This is a genomic window from Rahnella sp. CJA17(1/100) (genome assembly GCF_963881615.1).
GTDB lineage: Bacteria > Pseudomonadota > Gammaproteobacteria > Enterobacterales > Enterobacteriaceae > Rahnella > Rahnella aceris.
The window spans coordinates 40350-60324 of sequence record NZ_CAWOJA010000002.1 but is presented as its reverse complement, the minus strand read 5'-3'; the positions used below and the strand labels follow the sequence as shown (position 1 = coordinate 60324).

The window sequence follows — 19975 nt, the reverse complement described above, 5'->3', positions numbered from 1 at the left end:
TTCTCATGTCGCATAAAACGTGGAGAAATAAAGGAGATAATGTAAAAAAAACCTCCCTGTACACAGGGTTATGCCGCAGACAGATTTGCTGATACCGTCTACGCTTTGACAGCCTGCTTTTTTATGACACGCATTCGTATGTCCACACTGGAGCCGTTCAGATGAGTTTGATGTTAAATTCGGTTTTCGCCCGTCGTCTCTACCTTTGCTGGTTGCTGGACTCTGAACAAAAACCGAACGTACCGAAACTGATGGAAATCACCGGCTGGCCGCGCCGCACCTTGCAGGACGTACTGAAAGCGCTACCGGGTATGGGTGTCGAACTGGAATTTGTGCAGCAGGGTGTGCGCAATAATGACGGTTATTATCAGCTTTCAGGCTGGGGGCCGCTGGATGCGAAGTGGGTTGAACGCCATCGGGAACAACTGCTTAATGCAATTGAGCACGGCTGAATCTGGCGTGCGCGATGTAATGCCGCTATGATGTCTGGCTTCTCTCACCCTCTGAGCGGAGGCACGCTTTATGTCATCTGATGACAAGTCATCCCGGATCGAAAACGTTCAAAACCAGTTACTCTCTGATAACTGGTATGTTCTTCGCAAATACACCTACGATTTAATCAAACGTAATGGCGAACGCCAGCCGCAATCCCGTGAAGTGTATGACCGGGGGAACGGCGCGACTATTCTGCTTTATAACCGTCCTAAAAAAACCGTTCTGCTGATCAGACAGTTCCGTATGCCGACCTACGTCAATGGCAACCCGACCGGTATGTTGCTGGAAACCTGCGCCGGTTTGCTCGACAACGATTCGCCGGAAGATTGCATCCGTAAAGAAGCCATTGAAGAAACCGGTTTTGCAGTGGGCAAGGTAGATAAACTGTTTGAAGCCTATATGTCGCCGGGCAGCGTGACCGAAATCGTGCATTTTTTCGCGGCAGAATACGATGAGTCGCAGCGTCAGAACGCCGGTGGCGGCGTGGAAGACGAGGACATTGATGTGCTGGAGGTGCCGTTTACCGAGGCGCTGGCGATGATCAAAGATGGCCGCATCAGAGATGGCAAAACCATTATGTTGCTGCAATATGCGCAGATTCAGGGCTGGCTGGCGTAAAGATGACCGGCGAAAATGCATCTGAGGCAAAGGCACCCGCGGGTGCCTTTGTTATTTCAGTGTTCCAGGTTTATTGCGGTGCTGCCCGCGTGGCCTTTCATGGCAGACCATGGCAGAACGGACCATTCCGGGCCTTCGCATGAACGCATGACACGGGCAAACGTCGGATCAAAATACAGCCCTTTTTGCGTGAAATACCAAGCCGGGAATTGCCATACAGACGGGTCTGAATAATCACAATCGTCTTCGCTTTCTTCCGTCGGCTTTTTCATCTGTTGCGGATAAGCCGCGGTCAGTTGTTTCACCAGCCACGGCGCCCATTTCTTATCGCGGTACTGCGCGAAGGTATCGAAATCCACATCGTTTTTACCCGTAAGGGCGCGCTCTTCAGCATTCAGATAGTGGAACGGTGCGCCATCGCCCACCCAAATCACATCTTCCAGCGTCAGCGTTTCTGCGGTTTTGGCGTTCAGGTTGATCGGCGCTTCGCCGAAATCAGGATGCGCACCGCCGCAGTCATAAGAGGTAAATACGCTGATGCTGACCACATCGGGACTCATGAACTTCGGCGTCACCGTTTGCTGATATTCCCCCTGACCAAAACGGCTTGCCCCGAGCATACAGGCATGCCAGCCGCTGACTTCCTGCCATAAACGGGCGCGCAGCTTCTGGTTAATGGCCGGTAAACTGGCTTCCGGATAACCGGAGACAATCTCAAAGAAACTGATTTTTGATTGCGGTTCCGTCCACCATTGCAGCTGATAGCCCATGAAGTTTTCGTTTTTGCCCGCTTTCAGTTGCAGCGCGGATAAACGCAAATACTCGTACGGATCGGTGTGGATCAGCGAACTGAGATAGCCGTCGTCCGTGGCGGCTGCCGGTAACTGCGCGGGTTGCAGCTTAACCGGCAGTGTTTTGCCCTGCGGGTTGGTCCAGTTGCCTTGCCAGTCACCGTTTTCATCTTTGGTCAGCGTCAGTTCAGGGCGCGGTGTATCGTCGAAATCATCCAGACCTTCCTGTAATTTCAGTTCCTGACCATCCAGCGCTCCGTTGAGCGGCAGATCCAGACGGTATTTTTGATAGAAATACCGTCCGGTCACTTCGTCAGGTTTATTTAAATCGAGTTCGACGACAATGCTGGTTTTACCCAGTGTGCCGGCGTACACCACCGGAGGCTCTTCAGCCAGCGCCGGCAGTGATAACAGCGTTATCATCAAAATCAATAACTTCATCCGTATCTCCCAGAGAAATGATCTTCATCCTTTTCGCCATTATTGTTTGTTTTTGGCTCAGCCAGTGTACTGAAAGTTTCCCTGCGTCACCATTGCGGCTTCTCGTATGTCATGAAAAATTATTGTCTGCCGCAAACCCTGCGGGTGGAGTATCCCTTTATAATTTCGGGTAAAAAATGCTGCATTGAAGGCAGTCTCCTGGCGAGGGTTACGCTATTATCAGAAAGATAATTTCGAACAGAGCTGAAACTTATAATGTGCAGATGGATAACCGCCCCTTTATGCCTGCTGGCCACCATGCTGGCTTTTAGCGCCCAGGCTGAGCCGTTGCAGGCTATTTATAACGACTGGCAGGTCAGCTGTGACAACCTGAATCACTGCGTCGCGCGTAATTCGCAGGACGGGCAGGAACTGGTGATGAAAATCACCCGCGAAGCCGGGCCGGAAGGGAAATCCTCCGTCAGCATTGATTACCAGCGTAACAGTGATGAGCAGACGACGGATGCGCCGGTTGCCAGCCGCTTGCAGATGAACGGTAAGACACTGAGTTTTAATCACCGTGAATGGGATGTCAGTAAAAAACATCTTTCCACCACTAACCGTCTGGTGGTGAATGATTTTATTGCCGCGATCCGCGAAGGCAGCAGTATTCAGCTGGCAGTGAAAGCTGACCCGGCTCAGCCCGTTAAACCGGAAGTTTCACTGAAAGGGATCAAAGCCGCGTTGCTGGCCATTGATGCGCAGCAGGGGCGCGTTGGCACCAAAACGGCCTGGATTAATCGTGGTGCGAAACCGGCGAATACCGTGCCGCCCATTCCTGCCACGCCGGTTCTGCCGCGTTTCAGTGAACCGCATGCATTATCCGAAACCGAGATTTCGGCCATCACGCAGAACGCCGCCGCCACCATTGAGAATAATGATTGCAGCCTCGACCCTTCCGAACGGGAAGTGCATATTTTCGCGCTGAGCAACGATAAAGCCCTGATGACTGTCAACTGCGACATGGGCGCGTATAACCTGTATGCGCTGGGCTTCCTGGTTTCGCGTCAGGCGCCTTATAAAATGGACAATCTGGCGCTGAATATGCCGTTCAAACTGGGCGAAGATGATGATTCGCCGGAACTGATCAACGCTGATTTCGACCCGAAAACCGGTATGCTCTCGACTTACGATAAAGGGCGCGGCATCGGTGATTGTGGCGTGTCTTCACGCTGGGTGTTTGATGGTAAACAGTTCCGGCTGGCGGCATTTGCCTCTGAACCCAGTTGTGACGGTTACAGCAGCGGTGGCGAATGGCCGGTGTTATGGGTGACGCAGCAGTAATTTGCCTTCGGCCTGTCACCCTGCCGATAAATAAAAAAATGCCCTGTGAGCTTTCGCTTGCAGGGCATTTTCTTTTGTCGTGCAACGCTACCGGAAAGATTATTCGGACGCTTTCACCACGACTTTGTTGCTGGCGAACTCGACGTTCATATCAGCAACGATTTTGCAGCGCTTACGGGTTTCGACTTTACCGTTGACCTTCACCTGGCCTTCGGCAATCACTGCTTTCGCAGTACCGCCGCTGTCACACCAGCCCATAAATTTGAGCAGATCGCACAGTTCAACGTGCGGGTGTTTTTCGAGAAAGAAAGTTTCCATGTATTCCTGACTTTTTGTGTAGTGCAAAGGGTTTAAGACTTACTGGCGCTGACGTCATGATATTCCTCGCACGCCTGCAAGGTATTCTGAATCAGCGTCGCGACCGTCATCGGGCCAACACCGCCCGGCACCGGTGTGATAAAGGAAGCACGCTCGGCGGCGGCATCATATTCCACATCGCCGACAACTTTACCACTTTCCAGACGGTTAATACCGACATCAATGACAATCGCGCCCGGTTTAATCCATTCGCCGGGAATAAAGCCCGGTTTACCCACAGCGACAACCACCAGATCGGCATTCTCAACATGATGGCGCAGATTTTTGGTGAAACGGTGGGTGACGGTGGTGGTGCAACCGGCCAGCAGTAATTCCATGCTCATCGGACGGCCCACAATGTTGGATGCGCCAATCACCACGGCGTTCAGGCCGAAGGTTTCAATACCGTAACGTTCTAACAGCGTCACAATGCCACGCGGCGTACAAGGGCGCAGCGTCGGCGCACGCTGGCACAGACGGCCGACGTTATAAGGATGGAAGCCATCGACGTCTTTATCCGGATGAATACGTTCCAGCACTTTGATGTTATCGATACCGGCTGGCAGCGGAAGCTGAACCAGGATGCCGTCGATTTCGCTGTCGTTATTCAGTTTTTCGATCAGGTCCAGCAACTCACCTTCAGTGGTGGTGGCTGGCAGGTCGTAAGAGCGGGAGATGAACCCGACTTCTTCACAAGAACGGCGTTTGCTGGCGACATAAATCTGTGACGCCGGGTTTTCACCGACCAGCACCACGGCCAGACCGGGCGCACGCTTTCCTTCAGCCAGTCGTTGTTGAACACGCGCTGCAACTTCGCTTCTGACTTGCTGCGCAATCGTTTTACCGTCAATAATCTTTGCTGCCATCAGGGAAAAAATCCATTAATTAATAAATGCAGGGGGATGCGCCTATTTTGTCAGAAGCCGCGGGCGCTGTCAGGCGTTGAATGCGAATAACTTGTTATCTGCGGATGAGAATTTAACCTGCGACAGTGGCGAAAAAAGTGTCTATTTTAGGTATGACTCTTTTTAAATCATAAGGAAAGAAACAAATGACACGCAAAGTGGGGATCATCGGTGCCGGTCATGTGGGCGCTGACGTTGCATTCTCTCTGGTCACGCAGGGGCTGTGTGACGTGATTGTCTTGCTGGATGAAAACGAACCTAAAGCGGCCAGTCAGGCGCTGGAGTTGCGGGATATGGCGTCGCTGACGACCTCACGCGTGCAGGTTATCGCCAACGACTACAGCGAACTGCATGATGCCGATGTGCTGGTCATCGCCGTCGGCCCGAAAACCTTGCTGCGTGAAGATCGTCTGGAAGAACTTGCTGAGACCCGTGCCGCCGTGCGTGAAGTGATCCCGCGCGTGATTGCCAGCGGCTTTGGCGGCGTGATCGTCAATATCACCAATCCGTGCGATGTCATTACTCAGATTATTCAGCAGACCAGTGGATTCCCTGACGCACAGGTGTTCGGCACCGGCACCTCGCTCGATACCGCGCGCATGAAACGCGTGGTCGGCGAGTTCTTCGGTTTCGATCCGAAAAGCGTCACCGGCTACGTGATGGGCGAACACGGCGAATCACAGTTTGTGGCCTGGAGCACCGTGACACTTGGCGGCTGTCCGGTGGCAGAACTGGCAGGCGACCGTGACGTCGACTGGGCAACAATGAACGACGCTGTGCGCGGCGGTGGCTGGGAAATCCTGCAAGGCAAGGGCTGGACCAGTTTCGGCATCGCTACTGCAACAGCGCGGCTGGTGGATGCCATTTTGTCCGACGCCCGCAGTGTCTGGCCGGTGTCTGCCCTCGATGAACAACTGGGCGTCTATATCGGCCAGCCAGCGGTGATTGGTAAAAAAGGTATCGTACAAACATTACGACCGGAACTGACGGCTTACGAAGGTGTAGCCTATCACGCGTCTGCCCGCGTGATTGCTGCCGCGCTGAAATCCGAAAAATAGCCGATACTGATCACATAACGTTGCAAGACAGTCCGGGAATATCTGCAAATTGTTCAGGCATTAAGCAGTGAGTTCGAAAGCCATTGACTCATCCCGGTCTGCCCGTATAATCCGAACCCGCAACGCTCCCGAAAGGGACAAGCAATGCGCCCTTAGCTCAGTTGGATAGAGCAACGGCCTTCTAAGCCGTAGGTCACAGGTTCGAGCCCTGTAGGGCGTACCATTTCAAGTCAACACACCTCTGCTGAATTCGCCTTTTCTCCCTTATACTCCCTGAAATTACTGAATTTTTCTGTCACGAGTTCTATCGAAGTCAACTCAGTTATACCCAAATCAAGTGGTATCTGGGGGCCTTTGAGGGTGTAAGTATCCCGCTTATCGGAAAACCAGGCCGTGATGACGCAGATTGCCAACAACACCCGTGAACAAGCCATGTTGGGGGATTTCCCTAAAGCGATTGATGATGCAGTGATGGACAGCAGTGATGCGCAACAAGAGATGATGATGCAGTACCTCTCAAATCCAGAACTTGCGAAGGGGTTTGCGCGAGTTGTGTTTGATATGTTGAAAGGGGCTTAAGTTTTTGGACCGACGGGCAGTGGGGCGTTTAGGCGATAATCAGGAAGGTATTTCCCTTATCATTTTTCGCCTCATCTGTCGCAATGGATAAATGATGACTAACGTTCGTAATTCAGATAGTTAACAAGGAAATTAAAGGATGAAGGCTAAAGAAGCCAAGTTGCTCAACTTTCTGCAGACTGCACCTCAGTTGGTCATCCCGATCTACCAGCGTATTTACTCCTGGAGCCTGAAAGAGTGTGAACAGCTGTGGGATGATATTCTCCGTTGTGGATTGGATGAGAATAATCAAGGGCACTTTATTGGTTCCGTGGTGTATATCGAAAATGGGCTTTATTCGGTGACGTCTCAATCACCCTTGTTGATCATTGATGGCCAACAGCGGGTCACGACAGTGTCATTGTTAATTGCAGCTTTAGCCGAAGCCGTGGGCGAGCAAGAGATTATTGAAGGATTCAGTCAAGCTCAGCTACGTGGTTTCTATTTGACTAACCCCTTATTGTCAGGCGAGAAACGCTACAAACTTATTCTGTCGCAAACGGACAACGAGACGTTGCGTGCTATTATCGATGGGAAATCTCAGCCGGAAAATTACTCTTTACGTGTTACGGAAAACTTTGAATACTTTAAAGATAAACTAAAAAATGAAAAATTGTTGGAGACTGTCTGTAAAGGGCTCAGCAAATTAATTGTGGTCGATATATCTCTCCAGCGCGACCATGATAACCCACAGCTTATATTTGAAAGCATGAACTCAACGGGTAAAAAATTAAGCCAGGCCGATCTCATTCGCAATTACATCCTCATGGGGTTGGAAAATGAGCGCCAAACGACGCTGTATAATGATCACTGGCGAAAAATGGAGCTTCTGTTTGGTCAGGAGGCTTACTCCGAACAATTCGATGCTTTCATGCGTCACTACCTGACAGTAAAAACCGGTGACATCCCTAAGATTGATGACATTTATGAGGCGTTTAAACAGTACTTTCGTCGCAATAGTCAATCTGTTGAATCTGCTGTTGCGGATATACATAAATATGCCATCTACTATTGCGCCATTGCGTTAGGTATTGAAAAAAATAAACACCTTAAAGAGATATTCCATAATATCCGCGAGTTGAGAATGGATGTTGCATATCCGCTGATGCTGGAGCTGTATGATGACTACCAGCTGGATATTCTGAAACTAAGCGACTTCGCCGAAGCCCTTCGCCTGATGGAAAGCTATGTATTTCGTCGCGCAGTATGTGCCATACCAACCAACTCAATGAATAAAACCTTTGCCGGGTTGAGTAAAAGTTTTGATAAGAACCAATATTTGGAGAGCCTCAAAGCTGCGTTTACGTTGCTGCCATCTTATCGTCGTTTCCCGACAGATGAGGAGTTTAAGAGGGATATTCAGACCCGCGATCTTTACAACTTCAGAAGTCGTAGCTATTGGCTCAGAAGGCTTGAAAATCATAAGCATAAAGAACCGATCCCGGTGGATGAATACCCAATCGAACACATCATGCCGCAGTGCGATAATCAAACAGAGAAAGTGCCCTTGGCATGGAGAGCTGAGCTAGGAGATGAATGGCAGCGTGTATGGGAAACATGGCGTCATTCGCTGGGTAACCTGACATTGACGGGCTATAACTCTGAGTATAGCAATCGCTCATTTGCTGATAAGCGCGACATGGAAGGTGGTTTTAAATACAGTCATTTACGCCTGAATGACGGGCTTTCGGCTCTTGATAAATGGAGTGAAGAAGCCATTATAGCCCGAGCAAATAAAATGGCAGAGCAGGCAAGCAGTGTCTGGCCAAGTGCCAATCTTCCCGATGATATTCTAAAAAATTACCAGCCTAAGAGTGAAGGTAACCTCACTTATGGCTTTGAAGACCATCCCTATCTGGCTAAAGAACATGTTCAGGTGTTGTTTGAAGCGTTCCGTAAAGCAACGTTGGCACTTGATCCCTGCGTCACAGAGGTCTTTCTGAAGCTTTATATTGCTTATAAAGCTGAGGTGAATTTTGTGGATGTTGTACCGCAAGCAAAGCGGCTGCGTCTTTCACTAAATATTTCATTTGCTGAAATTAATGATCCGCGTGGATTATGCAAAGATGTCACCAGTTTGGGGCGATGGGGAAATGGCGATGTTGAGATCGGATTCGAGAAGCTAGAAGATTTGCCTTACGTTATGTCTTTAGTCACACAAGCATTTGAGCGACAAATGGATAACTAGTCTTTAATAAATACAAGGGCTGAAAATGGCCCTTGTATTTATTATATTTGAGGAAATAAAGGTTACTCTATAAACTCGTCGAAAATACGCGGTACAGATAGTCAATAATTCCTATCCAGATTTTCTTGTTCTTGGATGTTATTCACTCTATTTAACGATGATTACCGGGTTTTTATCCATTTCTTTGTCCCTAATCCTCCCCAATTTCATTGTCACTTTCTCCGGCATTTCTGTAAGCACGCCTGCTTTAGTTCCACGCGCTTTTTGAGATTTCCGGTTTCTCAGCCATAAGCCGATATTCTTCCCGCGTCCAGGGTTGTTTGCCTGTGATTTGCGTAGCGATATGTTCGAGAAGCTGCTGTGTGGGTGCTTTCTTGCCAAAGCTCATCAGTGACAGAGGGAGAATAAGCAGAATAGCTAATGGAGTGAATGTGAAATAGCGCATGTTGCGGTCATGTTGTGTATATAAAAAGATTACGCTGCAAAGACTGCCGAGAATAAATCCTGAGATCACTTCGCTGACGGAATGAGCATGCAGTGCGAGCCGGCTGATACCCACCATAATGGCAATGAAATACCCAGCAGTAATCATCAGCCTGCGTCCGTCAGGTTGAAAACGTTGGCCTATCAGCCAGAACATGACCGGCCATAAAGTGGCTGACATCGTGGTATGCCCGCTGAAGCCTGTAAAATTAAATGTACTGCTGCCAATGCCCCAGGCGAGAAACAACAGCTTTGAGATGCTCACCGCGAGGCCAGAAATACCCAGTATAATCAGCCAGATCAATGCTGTGACTGGGTTGTCAGCCTTCCATAACATAAATAAAGCGAGGGTTATTCCGGTTGGCAAAATGAGCATGCTGTCGCCAAAATAGGTCAGGATATTCCAAAGCAAAACGTAGCCCTCGACGATAAATAGTAAATTTTTAAAAAGAATCAATCGGTAAGTGTATCAGCAGGGTTTTTTTACCAAAAGGGATTAGCTTCTCTCATTTAATTTTCAGACTGCAACCCGATTTATTTCTGTAGGGTGAACTCACCCTTGGAGTATCAGCCGCATATTCTGGCGCTGCGATAAAAGCATTAAAGAAACGCAATGAAGACCAGGCAGAACTTATCGCTACTTTGTCTGAACGTTTGAAAGCGATCGAAACAACGCTTGTCATCTTTCTGCATGTTGGGACGTGTGAGCGGGGCTATATGCGGTAAGTTAATGATTTATTGCATGGTTCTTAGAGATTCTAAGCCGCAGGTCACAGGCTCGGGCCCTGTAGGGTTCAGGTCAATAGACGTCAACTGACGTCTATTTTTATGCATTAAATTCAGTGAATTAGCAGGTTTTAGCGCTTCATGGTTCAAGCTGATTTTACCTATATCAACCGACATCAAGTACTATCTGTTGGTACATGAGTTGGCATCGTAAACATCCCCTCAAAACGTACGACTAGCCTGTGCCCACACCCGGGGCGTGCGATCCGTGTCGCTTTGTGCATCGGCATTACCCAGTTTCCATGCCGCGACCGCCATCAGATGCCAGTTGCCAGCAGACAATGTCGAGCCCACACCCGTAGCAGAAAGGCTGCGGTGATTTTCGCCGTCAGCCCAGGTGTCTTTGTTCAGCCGTACTTCGCCATGATCGACGAAGGTGAACAACTGCACCATCTCGGTCAGTGCGTATCGCAGTTCGGCGCTGGTCACATATCCCTGGTCACCCTGTGCTTCGCCTTCCGGATAAGCCCGTACGCCATACGCGCCGCCGAGGCTGATTTTTTCAGAGGAATCAAGGTTGCCGTCAGTCCATTGGCCCTGGAACTGACCATAAAGACTGATCCGATCCGTCAGGCGCTGCAGGCGCACGATGCCAGGATTGATCTTCTGAAAGGTGCCGCGAGTCCTGGCTGTGAGATCATCCAGCACTTTGTCTTGCGGGTTATCCAGCGTCAGGTTGCCCTGGCTCCAGGCCAGCGAGAATGCATTCGAACCGCCACCCAAAAAATTGTCGCGGGAGTTGCCGTTGAGACTGGCAGTCACGACATGTGACTGTTTGTGACTTTTATAGTCGTAAAGATCGATGTCATCTCTTAAGCGTTTGTCATCGAATTGCAGTTGCGCAGTCAGGCTGAAATCCCGGAGGCGAATCAGTGGCTGCTGCACAAACACGCTGGCAATCTTCGCGTTACCCGAAGCATCAAGATTGTCAAAGTTCCTGGCTAACTGATAATTCATGTACGAGTAAGCGACACCGGCTTGCGTCGCCCACGGACCGATCGGCAACTGATACGCGGCCCGGAAGTAATGCTGATCTTCATCAGAACCCATGATCCGCATGCTGGCCTGATCACCCATGCCTGACGGGCTGGCGAGGTTCAGCGTACTGCCCAGACGGTATTCACCGGTGAAGCGGTTGCCATAGTTGTCCAGATCCACCTGACCCGAAACCATCGGCGCCGAGCGGGCATCGACCACCAGGTCGCTGGCACCCACGGCGGTGCCGGGTTTCAGCGTGGACCGGACCTCAACGCCGGGGATTTCCTGAAGCAGCAGCAGACTGCGTTCCAGAGGGCCGGCGCGCACCGCTTCACCGTTTTTCAGCGCGCGGAGCGGCGCAGCCAACGTGCCGTCGCTGATGCGCGAAGCGTTATTAAGCTTCACTTCGCCAAAATGACCTTCGAGGACGGCAATGGTGACGACGCCATTCTCCACGTCCTGAGCCGGCAAATAAGCCCGTGCCAGCGGGTAATTTTTCTGTCGATAAAACAGGGTGATACGCCCGGCCGCAGCCTGCAACTCACCAAAGCTGACCGTGCGATTTTGCAGGTCAGCCAGCAATGGCAGCAGATCGGCGCTGCTGATCGCCTGATTGCCTGTCAACCTGAATTGCGCAACCTGCATCGTTGGCCCGCGGGCAGTCGGATGAATGTCCGGCGTGTCGGGAAGGTTCAGTTCCAGCGTCTGGCGCGGCGGTAAAACCGGCGGTTTAGTTTGGATCTCACGGATCGACTGACCTGCGTCCGGCACAATTTCAGCCCGGGCCGTACTGGCAGTTAACGTCAGGAGAGCCAGGGCAATGGGAGTAAGACGGATACGCATAAATCAAAGTCCTTCCGGAAGGCGCAAGCCTTGCTCAATTACGCTATAGAGGCTGTTGGACGGCAACTGCACCGCCAGAGACGTGGTGGGGGTCGGTAATTTACGCAGAGGTTGGGTGGTCACCGCCGCTACGTTTTCGGGGGCACTGAGCAAACTGAGCAATTGGTTTAGCGGCGTTACACCGATGCTGAACGTACCGTCGGTGAAAGCGATGGCGTAATTGCTGTTGTTTAGCGAGCCTTGTTCAATCCTGTACTGACCGACTGTTTCGCCAGCACTGCGCGTCAGATTGCCGTTGAGGTGATCACCGTTAACCAGATTTCCATTGGTGAACCAGGTCAGTGCCGGGTCGCTGGTGTTGACGATTTTGCCAAGGTTGTTAGCAATAACGGCCAGGGCGCGGGGAGCGACGATCCATTGGCCATCGGATGTTTGAGTCACGCGGTAATTGCCATTGGTCAGGACGCCCTCCACGCGCACCACATGGGTGCCGACGTTGGTGGTGCCGCTAATGCCTGTGCTGCTCAAACCGCTGAGTACCGACACATCCTGGCCGTTGACCAGGCCGATGGCGCTCAGGGCTGGCTGGACAGGGGTCGCGCCGTACGTTGAGCTGCCACTGCTGGCCGCCACGGTGATGTTTCTGGCATTGACAGTTAAGTTTCCGTGGCTTGCAAGTGCGACCAGGTAACCCTGCAAACCGCTTAAAGTCCCCTGACTTGCCAGGATGGCGTAACTGCCTGCACCCGCAGTAGCCGCTGTTCCCGTCGAAGCTATCGCTAAAGTGCCCGCTACCACGTTAGCCAGGGTATCGGCTGCAAATGCTCCTGCAACCCCGGCACTCACTCCAGAGGTTGTATACGCAGAGCTGACATCTGCCGTGTCACCGTAGGTCTTGCTGACATTTGCCGGGGTGTAGGTGACCGTCGGTTGATAGCGGAACACGTACCGGTTACCGGTTACGGAGCTCGCCGGAAGGGTATTAATGTCGGCATTCCAGATAGCAGTATTGTTGCTGTTCAGTCCGGCAAAAGTACCGGTGGCGGGGGTATTGGAATAAATCACCCAGTGGTGTCCGCCGACAGTTGAGGCGGTAACGGCATGACTGCCCGCGTTGTTAATAAAGGCACCCGTGGTGGATAACACCACATCAGACCCGCTGACATGCTCGCCCAATGCGATGGTCAAATCCCCTGCGACGCTCACGTTGCTGTTGCCGACCGCGCTCAGGGATTGGTCAAAAATGAAACTCCCGGCCCGGGTGAATTGCACATTACCAGTGGCGTTCAGACCACTGGCATCGAGGGTAAACAGCTTGTGGGCGCTGTCTGCGCTGCCGCTGGCCGCGTTCAAATCTGTCAGCAGCGAGGACAGAGAGTTTTCATTGCCCGTCAGTACCAGCGTGTCAGCCGTCAGATTGATGTTACTGGTCGTCCCCGTCACACCCTGCGTGAAGGTATTAGCCAGATTGCCGCCGCTTTGCGCGTAGGTGAACACATCAGTGTTCGCCAGGGTGCCGGGCGCGAGCAGACTGTAGTAGTAACCTCCGGCGCCGATGGAGGAGGTACCGACCACCAGGCCGTTAATCACGGTGGAGACCTGGCCAGCCGCATCGCTGTTTTGCGCGAAGCCGGAAATGGCTTGCGGTGTGCCGTTCGGATATTGGGATTTCAAGTAGGGATAAAGACCGCTGGCTGTGCCCCAAACGGTATTATCGAAATAAGAAGGTAATACGCCCTGTAACTGTGCGAGGGTTAAACCGGTGACCCCGGAAGTGACGCCGCCGCCAATCCCGACAGTGTTGCCACTGGTGACGCTATTCCAGTAAACGTTTGTCACCGTGCTATTGGCTTGATTGTAGCCAATAGCACCGCCAGCGTTACTGCCCGTCGCTCCCCGCACCTGACCGGTGGAATAACTGGAGAAAATAGCACTGTCGTTATAGCCTGCGACCCCGCCCACATTATAGTCAGCCTGGACATTGCCGAAATTGTAGCTATTGGCGAGGGAGCTGGCAGTATCGTTAAGGCCAACAACACCGCCAACAAAACTGTTGCCCGATATGTTGCCCGTATTGTAGCTGTCAGAAATCGACCCCCGGTAGCTGTTGCCTGCTACCCCGCCAACACGTGTATTGCCCGACACGTTGCCGGTGCTATAGCTGTTAGTGATAGTGGCGCTTTCGTTAGCGCCCACGACCCCGCCAACGTAGTCACCATTACCGCCATTTACGTTGCTGGAGCTGTGGCTGTTTGTCACCAGGGCACTGCCGTTATAGCCCGTTATTCCTCCTGTCCAGCGGGTGCCCGTTACCGTGCCCATGCTATAGCTGTTTGCAATCGTCGAGTTATTTCCATTAAAGCCGGCGATCCCCCCGACCATTATGCCGGAGGATGACGTTGACACCGTGCCGCTGAAATAGCTGTTTAATACAAAGGAGGAACTCTGGTTCATAGAGACGATACCGCCGACGTAAGATCCGCCGCTGATAGCGCCATTAACTACACCCAGATCCCGAACCGTTGCCCCCTGATTGTCGCCAAACAGCCCCGTGTAGTTTGCGTCCGGAGCCGTGATGGTCAGATTCGATAGGGTATGACCCAGGCCTTCAAAGGTGCCGGAGAAGGGCGAATCATAATCATAATTGCTCCCCACGAGTGCGTTCGTATATATGACGCCACTGGCATCCTGATTACGGGCCAGGGCGTAATGCCCTGCCAGTCCGCCTGCCGCTGTCTGGTCTGTAATTGCGCCAGACGAAGCCGGATCCCCGTCGATTCCGTCGATGTCGGCCATGCTGTAAACCAGCGTGTAAGCCGAACCGTTGATGTTCAAACGCTGCCCGCTGCCTTCCGGTGCCGTGAAACTGGCCGAGACGCCTTTGGCAAACGTGAGATCACCGCTGCCACTGCTGGTACCGTTGCTGTTGTTATTTGTCACCAGCACCAGGCCACCTGCACCGGTGACGGAGACATTGGCATTGATCGCAATAGAGTGGAACGAGTCCAGCGTCAGGGTGTTTGGCGAACTCCAGCTCAGGGCTGAATTAACGGAAATATCACCGAGGCCTGTTGCCGTGGAGGTGAGGGTGCCGGTGGTTTGCAGGGTGACGTCGGTGTTCAGGAGAGCGGCGTTGATCGTGGCCGCTGAAGCGTCATCAACGTTCAGGTCTTCAGGATCCACCCGCCAGTTACCCGTTTTGCCTTGGGGCGCCGAGGTGTTCACCTGGATGCCAGTGAAGTCAACGTGATGGCCGGAGGTTTCTACGGATCCTCCGTCACCGCTTTGCGTGCCGCCCCTGGCCGAGAAATTGCCCTTGGCCACGGTCGTTCCGTTGGACCAGACGACTATGTTGCCGCCTTTTCCCGTGGTTCCGGCGTCAGCCTTGAGGCTGCTGCCCGCATCCACGCTGACACCTTGTGCGTTAGGCAGGGGGCCTTTGCCTTGAGCGTCGCCGCCGACCTTGATGCTGCCGCCACCGCGGGCACCTGAGACATTCAGAGTGGCGGATGTGAGCGCAATGTTCTGGCCGGTGATTTGAATCGCGCCGCCCGTGCCGTGGGGTGAAGAGGCATCCAGGGTACCGGCGACGCGCACCAGACCGCTGTCACTGCCACCGAGGGAAATCTTACCGTTCTTGTTCTGCAAGCCTCGGGCTTCAATCACACCGGTGTTGTTGACCACCGTCCTGAGCAGCGCATTGCTGGCCGCCGCGGTCATAATGACCTGGCCACCGTCGGCCTGAATCAACTGGCGGTTTTCCACCAAGGCATTCCTGGTCGCTTCATCGACCTGGACGTTAAGCAAGCCATCACCTGCGAAGTCCAGCGTCACCGCATTGCCGGCGGCCAATGCGACGGTACCCTGCTTCGCAACAATCACGCCCTGGTTGCTGACGGTGCCGCCGAGTAACACCACGGCTCCCCCGTCGGCAGCGTTAATCGTGCCCTGGTTGATGACGCTGGCGTTGCTGCCATCCCCCCTGAACCTGTACTTGCCGTTAGCAAAATCCTGGTTCGAGATATTGAGTGTCGAAGCCACCAACCCGCCGACACTGACGGAGGCGCCCTGACCAAACAGCACGCCATTGGGGTTGATTAAGAACACCCGGCCATTGGCGTTGAGTTGGCCCATGATCTTCGAGCCGTCAGCACCGATCACCCGGTTGAGGGCAACCGAATCAGCGCCGGGCTGAACAAAGGTCACTTTGTTGTCTTTGCCAATATTAAAACTCTGCCAGTCAATTGCCATTTTTTGGCCGGACTGGTTGATCGTCAGTTGATGATCGGCCGCCGCGCCAATCTGGCCGCTGCCGAGAACGACATTACCGCCAGTGGGCAAATCTGCGGCCATGCTGATAACAGGCATGAATGAAACAATGAATGAGATAAGGGCAATGGCAAACGGTGGCGGCGTGATCGCGCCGTTGACTGGGGTTGAATGATCATCGACCTGAATCGCACGGACGTCACTGCGTTTTCCACGGCGAGTGGTCAGCTCACTGACGACCACAAAAGCATTACGGCTGTGGTTCCAGATCACGCTGAAGATGCAATTCATATGTACGCCTTTCATAAGGGGGGGAGGAAAGCATGTTGACTAAGCTGTATTAGCGGCAGGGGCCGTGCTATCGCTGGCGCACATTGGAATGAGAGGCGGTGCTTCCGCCTGTATCAGAAATATCGGCAGGGACGAGGAGAATCTTTATCAATAGAAATGTTTAATATGATATTTGCGAGTTGCGTCAAAGGGAGAGACATCAGGCGGCTAAACCCCTTGCAAACTTACCTCAATGGGGATTCATGGCGATAATGTGATCACTATTTTTCATTTCCCAGCTATTAATGACTTGGTTAAAGTAGAAGCGACTATTTTCCCCCTGAATAATTCATGAGAATTAATGATGCAAGAACTCGATACGATCGTAAATTTCGCGGCGAATCCGATATTGGATACGAATTTTCTTTCCCAGTGTAAACAGACGCTGAATGAAAAGGGCGTTCTGGTCTTGCATGACTTTCTTAATCCTGCTGCGCTGAAAGCGATTAAGCGTGAGGGGGATGAAAATCGCCATCTGGCCTATTACACCAGCAATAATCATAATGTTTATCTATTGAAACCTGATGCCGGGCTGCCTGATTCGCATCCAAGAAATCGGCAGATTGTCTCCTCAAAGGGCTGTATTACCGATGAAGAGATCCCGCAGGATTCGGCACTGCGCGCAATGTATAACGCGCCAGTGTTTCGTGCGTTTCTTTGCGCGGTGCTGGGTGAGGCGCAACTGTATCCTTACGCTGATAAACTCTCTTCAATCAACCTGCATTACGCCAGCGAAGGCCAGGAGCTGGGCTGGCATTTCGATAACTCCTCTTTTGCCATCACCCTGCTGATTCAAAAACCTCAGGCTGGCGGTGTGTTTGAATACGTTGAGAACTTACGCGACGCTGATGCTGGCGACATGAATTTTGATGGCGTGGAAAAATTACTGGATAAGCAAACTGAGCCGAAAAAACTCGGCATTGAGGCAGGCGATTTGGTGCTGTTCCGCGGCCGGAATGCGATTCATCGTGTGACTCCAACGGAGGGGGAGACCACGCGCATGCTGGTGGTTTTGGCTTACAATTCTCAGCCTGATATTTCGTTGTCTGAGTCTGCCAGAATGACCTTCTACGGGCGGATTTAACGGCCTGCGATTCTGATTCAACACAAAGCGAATCAGCAATATGTTTATCATCGGCTAACGTGTTCGCGACTGAACGTTGCCGCGTGCGAAGCTGAACAAGTTGCAGCCATCGATTGAACTCACCCTGTCAGGGGGATTTTCGTCAGTGCAAAATAATGCCTGGGTCTGGCAGACGATCTGTTGTCAGCTAAAACCGTTTTGATGCGCATTCAGAGATGATTGTTAATTTTTCTAATGGAAAAATTTTTTCTGAAATCTTCAGCTACTCTACGGGGGTTTTTTTAGTCCGTTTGGAGGTTTTATGGAGATTTTGAATCCCGTTTTTGAAGAAGCGTGCAGGATGGTAGGTGAATGTTGCTTTATGCTTGCTCAGAATGGGGAAGAGATAAGTCGCTCTAGAATTGCCAGTCGTTTAGAGCGTGTTCAACAATCAGCTGTGACAATAACAGGTAAGCCTAATGATGCATTGTGTCAGGCGATAGAAGGTCTTAGAGAGTAGTGGGTTACACGCACCAAAGCCCGGTCCGCTAGCCGGGTTGAAATGAGCAGAACATCACAGCCCTGAGCGCAACAGTACACATGCTGTCAGGGGAAAGGGATTTAGCAAACCGGCCAGCGCATTCAACCACGAGGCCTCTGGCCGGTTGCTGTCATGACAGTGAAAATATAATTTTGGCTGTTTCAGGTGTCAAGAATGCTTCGCACTTCACCGGGCAGGGTAAACCTGTCGTCTCATCAGCTTCAGAAGTCCAGCTCAAGTGCAAAACACAGATAGGACATCAACGGCGCACAATGTCTGAACTGCTCTGCGCAAAAATCAATAACATCTGGCTTGCACAGATCCTCAAAGGCGATGTTTTTAATCGCGATAAAATCTTTGCGTTTTAATTCAGCTAACAGCGGGTGGTTTTTGTCGTAGCCTCTTGGCGGACGACTCAGACTGTCGCCATCCATCACAAACCCGTTATCGTGCAATGTCTTGAGCGCTTTCTGATAGGCATTCGGGTTCTCATCAATACAGGCGCGAATCGCGTTTAACGCTTTTGATTCCGGGTGCCAGATCCCTGCCGCAATAAAACAACCGTCTTCGGCGATGTGCAGATAGAGGCCGGGCGCGTGTACATCTTTGCCCTGGAAATGACGAAACTGAATGCCGACATTGGTTTTATACGGCGTTTTATCTTTGCTGAACCGGCTGTCGCGCTGCGGGCGCATCAGGCTGCCCCCCACTTTTTTCGCGACGGCAGTCAGTCTCGGAGAAATGGCAATAATCTCTGGCTGCATTTGCTCGATAAAGCGCAGCGCGGGCGTTCTCAGCGTATTCTCGTATTCGTCCTGATTAGCCTTAAACCAGTCCCGGGTGTTGTTTTGCGCGAGTTTATTCAGAAATTGCAGACCGGCTGCGCTAAAAATTGTCCCTGCCGCAACCGGCGTTTTAGGTGTCTGAGTCGTCATTATCGATAAGCCTTTATCACTGCCAATGGGGAATCAGGGTAAATCCTGACGCCAGACACGACTCAGTGCAAACTGAAAAGTAAAAAATTTTCCGGATTAAAGGATGTGGGGAGAGTGGGCGCTTTAAAGCCCGCCAGAACAGTCCGGCGGGCCTTTTCATGTCTGATACCCGTCAGTTAATCGCAGCAGGACTCACGTTTCCCGCTTTCCCTAAGCTGTCATTCGCCCGTTCACTCAGCTCAAACAATACGGGTAATAAATGCGCGGTCGCCTTGAGATAGGCGCTGACCTGCGGGATACCTTCCGGCGGTAATATCTCACCATTCTCCAGCCCTTCGCTCAGGCACAGCAGGCCGTGGCACAATCCTTCGGCAGAGTCCGATGCCAGCGCGCTGAGATCGTAAAGCTGAGCATCTTCGAAATGGCTGAAATCCAGCTCGGCGATCAGTGAGCGGAAGACGGTGATTGAGTTTTCAGAGAAAGCAGTTTCGGTGTTCGTCATGATAGAAATCTCGTGTAAGAAAGTTAAAGACGACCACCTGAGACGCTAAACTCGGGTGGCAGCTCAGACAGGGTTAGCGTACCGGCTTACACGAATCCGATGCTTCTTGCGAAGCCCCTGCCTGAGCCACCATTATTTGGGGTGAATCAAAGCGCACGAAATTATCACATAATTTCGCCGTGTAAGTATCGGAACGCTAATTCCGGTTGCGGATTTTGCCGCAGCAAGGAGACTTTATTCCTGCTGCCGAAGCAAAGAAACAGGCTGGATGCATTTACAGGGAGTTGTATTCAGATTTGGAAGATATCTCGCAAGGATCGGTTCTGCCTGACTTTTATTCCCCTGCACCATATCGCCGCCATCTTCTTCCCAGTGATCCCGATCACAGAAAGTCCGGTGCAGCACGATTGTGTATATATGTGCCTTTCCTGCTCTCACCCCACAGGGCACT

The 19975-nt window shown here is 51.8% G+C and carries 14 protein-coding genes, 1 tRNA gene and 1 pseudogene; 8 read left to right on the top strand and 8 right to left on the bottom strand.

All coding sequences use genetic code 11. The features are described from left to right. Window positions 1-161: 161 nt before the first annotated feature. The gene (locus AACU55_RS01195; RefSeq protein WP_112197529.1) at window positions 162-452 is read left to right on the top strand and encodes a winged helix-turn-helix domain-containing protein; all 291 of its coding nucleotides are present in this window, start codon (window positions 162-164) and stop codon (window positions 450-452) included. Between the two features lie 70 nt (window positions 453-522). Then, the gene (gene nudK / locus AACU55_RS01190) at window positions 523-1113 is read left to right on the top strand and encodes a GDP-mannose pyrophosphatase NudK (protein WP_013576538.1); all 591 of its coding nucleotides are present in this window, start codon (window positions 523-525) and stop codon (window positions 1111-1113) included. Between the two features lie 56 nt (window positions 1114-1169). On the opposite strand, the gene AACU55_RS01185 is transcribed toward nudK, so the two are convergent. Continuing rightward, window positions 1170-2345: a hypothetical protein gene (locus AACU55_RS01185; RefSeq protein WP_037036945.1), complete on the bottom strand. Its 1176-nt coding sequence runs from the start codon at window positions 2343-2345 to the stop codon at window positions 1170-1172. A 255-nt stretch (window positions 2346-2600) separates the two neighbouring features. On the opposite strand from AACU55_RS01185, the gene AACU55_RS01180 reads away from it, so the two are divergent. After that, window positions 2601-3668 carry a DUF1176 domain-containing protein gene (locus AACU55_RS01180; protein ID WP_037036947.1) on the top strand — a complete coding sequence of 356 codons (1068 nt, stop codon included), beginning with the start codon at window positions 2601-2603 and terminating at the stop codon, window positions 3666-3668. Between the two features lie 99 nt (window positions 3669-3767). On the opposite strand, the gene ybcJ is transcribed toward AACU55_RS01180, so the two are convergent. Together ybcJ and folD are read right to left on the bottom strand one after the other, a co-directional pair. Next, window positions 3768-3986 carry a ribosome-associated protein YbcJ gene (ybcJ, locus tag AACU55_RS01175; RefSeq protein WP_013576535.1) on the bottom strand — a complete coding sequence of 73 codons (219 nt, stop codon included), beginning with the start codon at window positions 3984-3986 and terminating at the stop codon, window positions 3768-3770. Between the two features lie 32 nt (window positions 3987-4018). After that, the gene (gene folD / locus AACU55_RS01170; protein ID WP_013576534.1) at window positions 4019-4891 is read right to left on the bottom strand and encodes a bifunctional methylenetetrahydrofolate dehydrogenase/methenyltetrahydrofolate cyclohydrolase FolD; all 873 of its coding nucleotides are present in this window, start codon (window positions 4889-4891) and stop codon (window positions 4019-4021) included. A gap of 185 nt (window positions 4892-5076) precedes the next feature. On the opposite strand from folD, the gene AACU55_RS01165 reads away from it, so the two are divergent. The 4 genes and pseudogenes from AACU55_RS01165 (at window position 5077) to AACU55_RS01150 (ending at window position 8794) form a co-directional block, all read left to right on the top strand. Then, window positions 5077-5988, top strand: coding sequence for an L-lactate dehydrogenase (locus AACU55_RS01165; protein ID WP_112197528.1), 912 nt, complete (start codon window positions 5077-5079; stop codon window positions 5986-5988). 146 nt (window positions 5989-6134) lie between these two features. After that, a tRNA-Arg gene (locus tag AACU55_RS01160) sits at window positions 6135-6211 on the top strand. Window positions 6212-6360: 149 nt separating this feature from the next. Next, window positions 6361-6567, top strand: a pseudogene (locus tag AACU55_RS01155) (hypothetical protein); the annotation flags it as partial. A gap of 139 nt (window positions 6568-6706) precedes the next feature. Beyond that, a complete protein-coding gene (locus tag AACU55_RS01150) occupies window positions 6707-8794 on the top strand; it encodes a GmrSD restriction endonuclease domain-containing protein (RefSeq protein WP_134706521.1) in 2088 nt (695 codons plus the stop codon). 247 nt (window positions 8795-9041) lie between these two features. Here the strand turns inward: AACU55_RS01150 and AACU55_RS01145 are convergent, their stop codons facing one another. The 3 genes from AACU55_RS01145 to AACU55_RS01135 all read right to left on the bottom strand — a co-directional run bounded on the left by AACU55_RS01145 (window position 9042) and on the right by AACU55_RS01135 (window position 16444). Continuing rightward, window positions 9042-9689 carry a phosphatase PAP2 family protein gene (locus AACU55_RS01145; RefSeq protein ID WP_037036989.1) on the bottom strand — a complete coding sequence of 216 codons (648 nt, stop codon included), beginning with the start codon at window positions 9687-9689 and terminating at the stop codon, window positions 9042-9044. A gap of 536 nt (window positions 9690-10225) precedes the next feature. After that, window positions 10226-11884: a ShlB/FhaC/HecB family hemolysin secretion/activation protein gene (locus AACU55_RS01140; protein ID WP_134706520.1), complete on the bottom strand. Its 1659-nt coding sequence runs from the start codon at window positions 11882-11884 to the stop codon at window positions 10226-10228. Window positions 11885-11887: 3 nt separating this feature from the next. After that, window positions 11888-16444: a two-partner secretion domain-containing protein gene (locus AACU55_RS01135; protein WP_134706519.1), complete on the bottom strand. Its 4557-nt coding sequence runs from the start codon at window positions 16442-16444 to the stop codon at window positions 11888-11890. Window positions 16445-16787: 343 nt separating this feature from the next. On the opposite strand from AACU55_RS01135, the gene AACU55_RS01130 reads away from it, so the two are divergent. Then, complete coding sequence (locus tag AACU55_RS01130; RefSeq protein WP_037037486.1) at window positions 16788-17567, top strand: HalD/BesD family halogenase; 780 nt, start codon at window positions 16788-16790, stop codon at window positions 17565-17567. Window positions 17568-18308: 741 nt separating this feature from the next. Here AACU55_RS01130 and AACU55_RS01125 read toward each other — a convergent pair. Next, window positions 18309-19022 (bottom strand): DUF2461 domain-containing protein, encoded by a 714-nt coding sequence (locus tag AACU55_RS01125; protein ID WP_013576527.1) that lies wholly within the window; start codon window positions 19020-19022, stop codon window positions 18309-18311. Between the two features lie 172 nt (window positions 19023-19194). After that, window positions 19195-19524, bottom strand: a complete 330-nt coding sequence (locus AACU55_RS01120; protein WP_134706518.1) for a hypothetical protein — start codon at window positions 19522-19524, stop codon at window positions 19195-19197. Window positions 19525-19975: the final 451 nt, after the last annotated feature.

What these genes read in the sequence shown, in the direction of transcription:
- AACU55_RS01195 (WP_112197529.1), top strand. Translation starts at nt 162, where the DNA reads ATGAGTTTGATGTTAAATTCGGTTTTCGCCCGTCGTCTCTACCTTTGC.
- nudK (WP_013576538.1), top strand. Translation starts at nt 523, where the DNA reads ATGTCATCTGATGACAAGTCATCCCGGATCGAAAACGTTCAAAACCAG.
- AACU55_RS01185 (WP_037036945.1), bottom strand. Translation starts at nt 2,345, where the DNA reads ATGAAGTTATTGATTTTGATGATAACGCTGTTATCACTGCCGGCGCTG.
- AACU55_RS01180 (WP_037036947.1), top strand. Translation starts at nt 2,601, where the DNA reads ATGTGCAGATGGATAACCGCCCCTTTATGCCTGCTGGCCACCATGCTG.
- ybcJ (WP_013576535.1), bottom strand. Translation starts at nt 3,986, where the DNA reads ATGGAAACTTTCTTTCTCGAAAAACACCCGCACGTTGAACTGTGCGAT.
- folD (WP_013576534.1), bottom strand. Translation starts at nt 4,891, where the DNA reads ATGGCAGCAAAGATTATTGACGGTAAAACGATTGCGCAGCAAGTCAGA.
- AACU55_RS01165 (WP_112197528.1), top strand. Translation starts at nt 5,077, where the DNA reads ATGACACGCAAAGTGGGGATCATCGGTGCCGGTCATGTGGGCGCTGAC.
- AACU55_RS01150 (WP_134706521.1), top strand. Translation starts at nt 6,707, where the DNA reads ATGAAGGCTAAAGAAGCCAAGTTGCTCAACTTTCTGCAGACTGCACCT.
- AACU55_RS01140 (WP_134706520.1), bottom strand. Translation starts at nt 11,884, where the DNA reads ATGCGTATCCGTCTTACTCCCATTGCCCTGGCTCTCCTGACGTTAACT.
- AACU55_RS01135 (WP_134706519.1), bottom strand. Translation starts at nt 16,444, where the DNA reads ATGAATTGCATCTTCAGCGTGATCTGGAACCACAGCCGTAATGCTTTT.
- AACU55_RS01130 (WP_037037486.1), top strand. Translation starts at nt 16,788, where the DNA reads ATGCAAGAACTCGATACGATCGTAAATTTCGCGGCGAATCCGATATTG.
- AACU55_RS01125 (WP_013576527.1), bottom strand. Translation starts at nt 19,022, where the DNA reads ATGACGACTCAGACACCTAAAACGCCGGTTGCGGCAGGGACAATTTTT.
- AACU55_RS01120 (WP_134706518.1), bottom strand. Translation starts at nt 19,524, where the DNA reads ATGACGAACACCGAAACTGCTTTCTCTGAAAACTCAATCACCGTCTTC.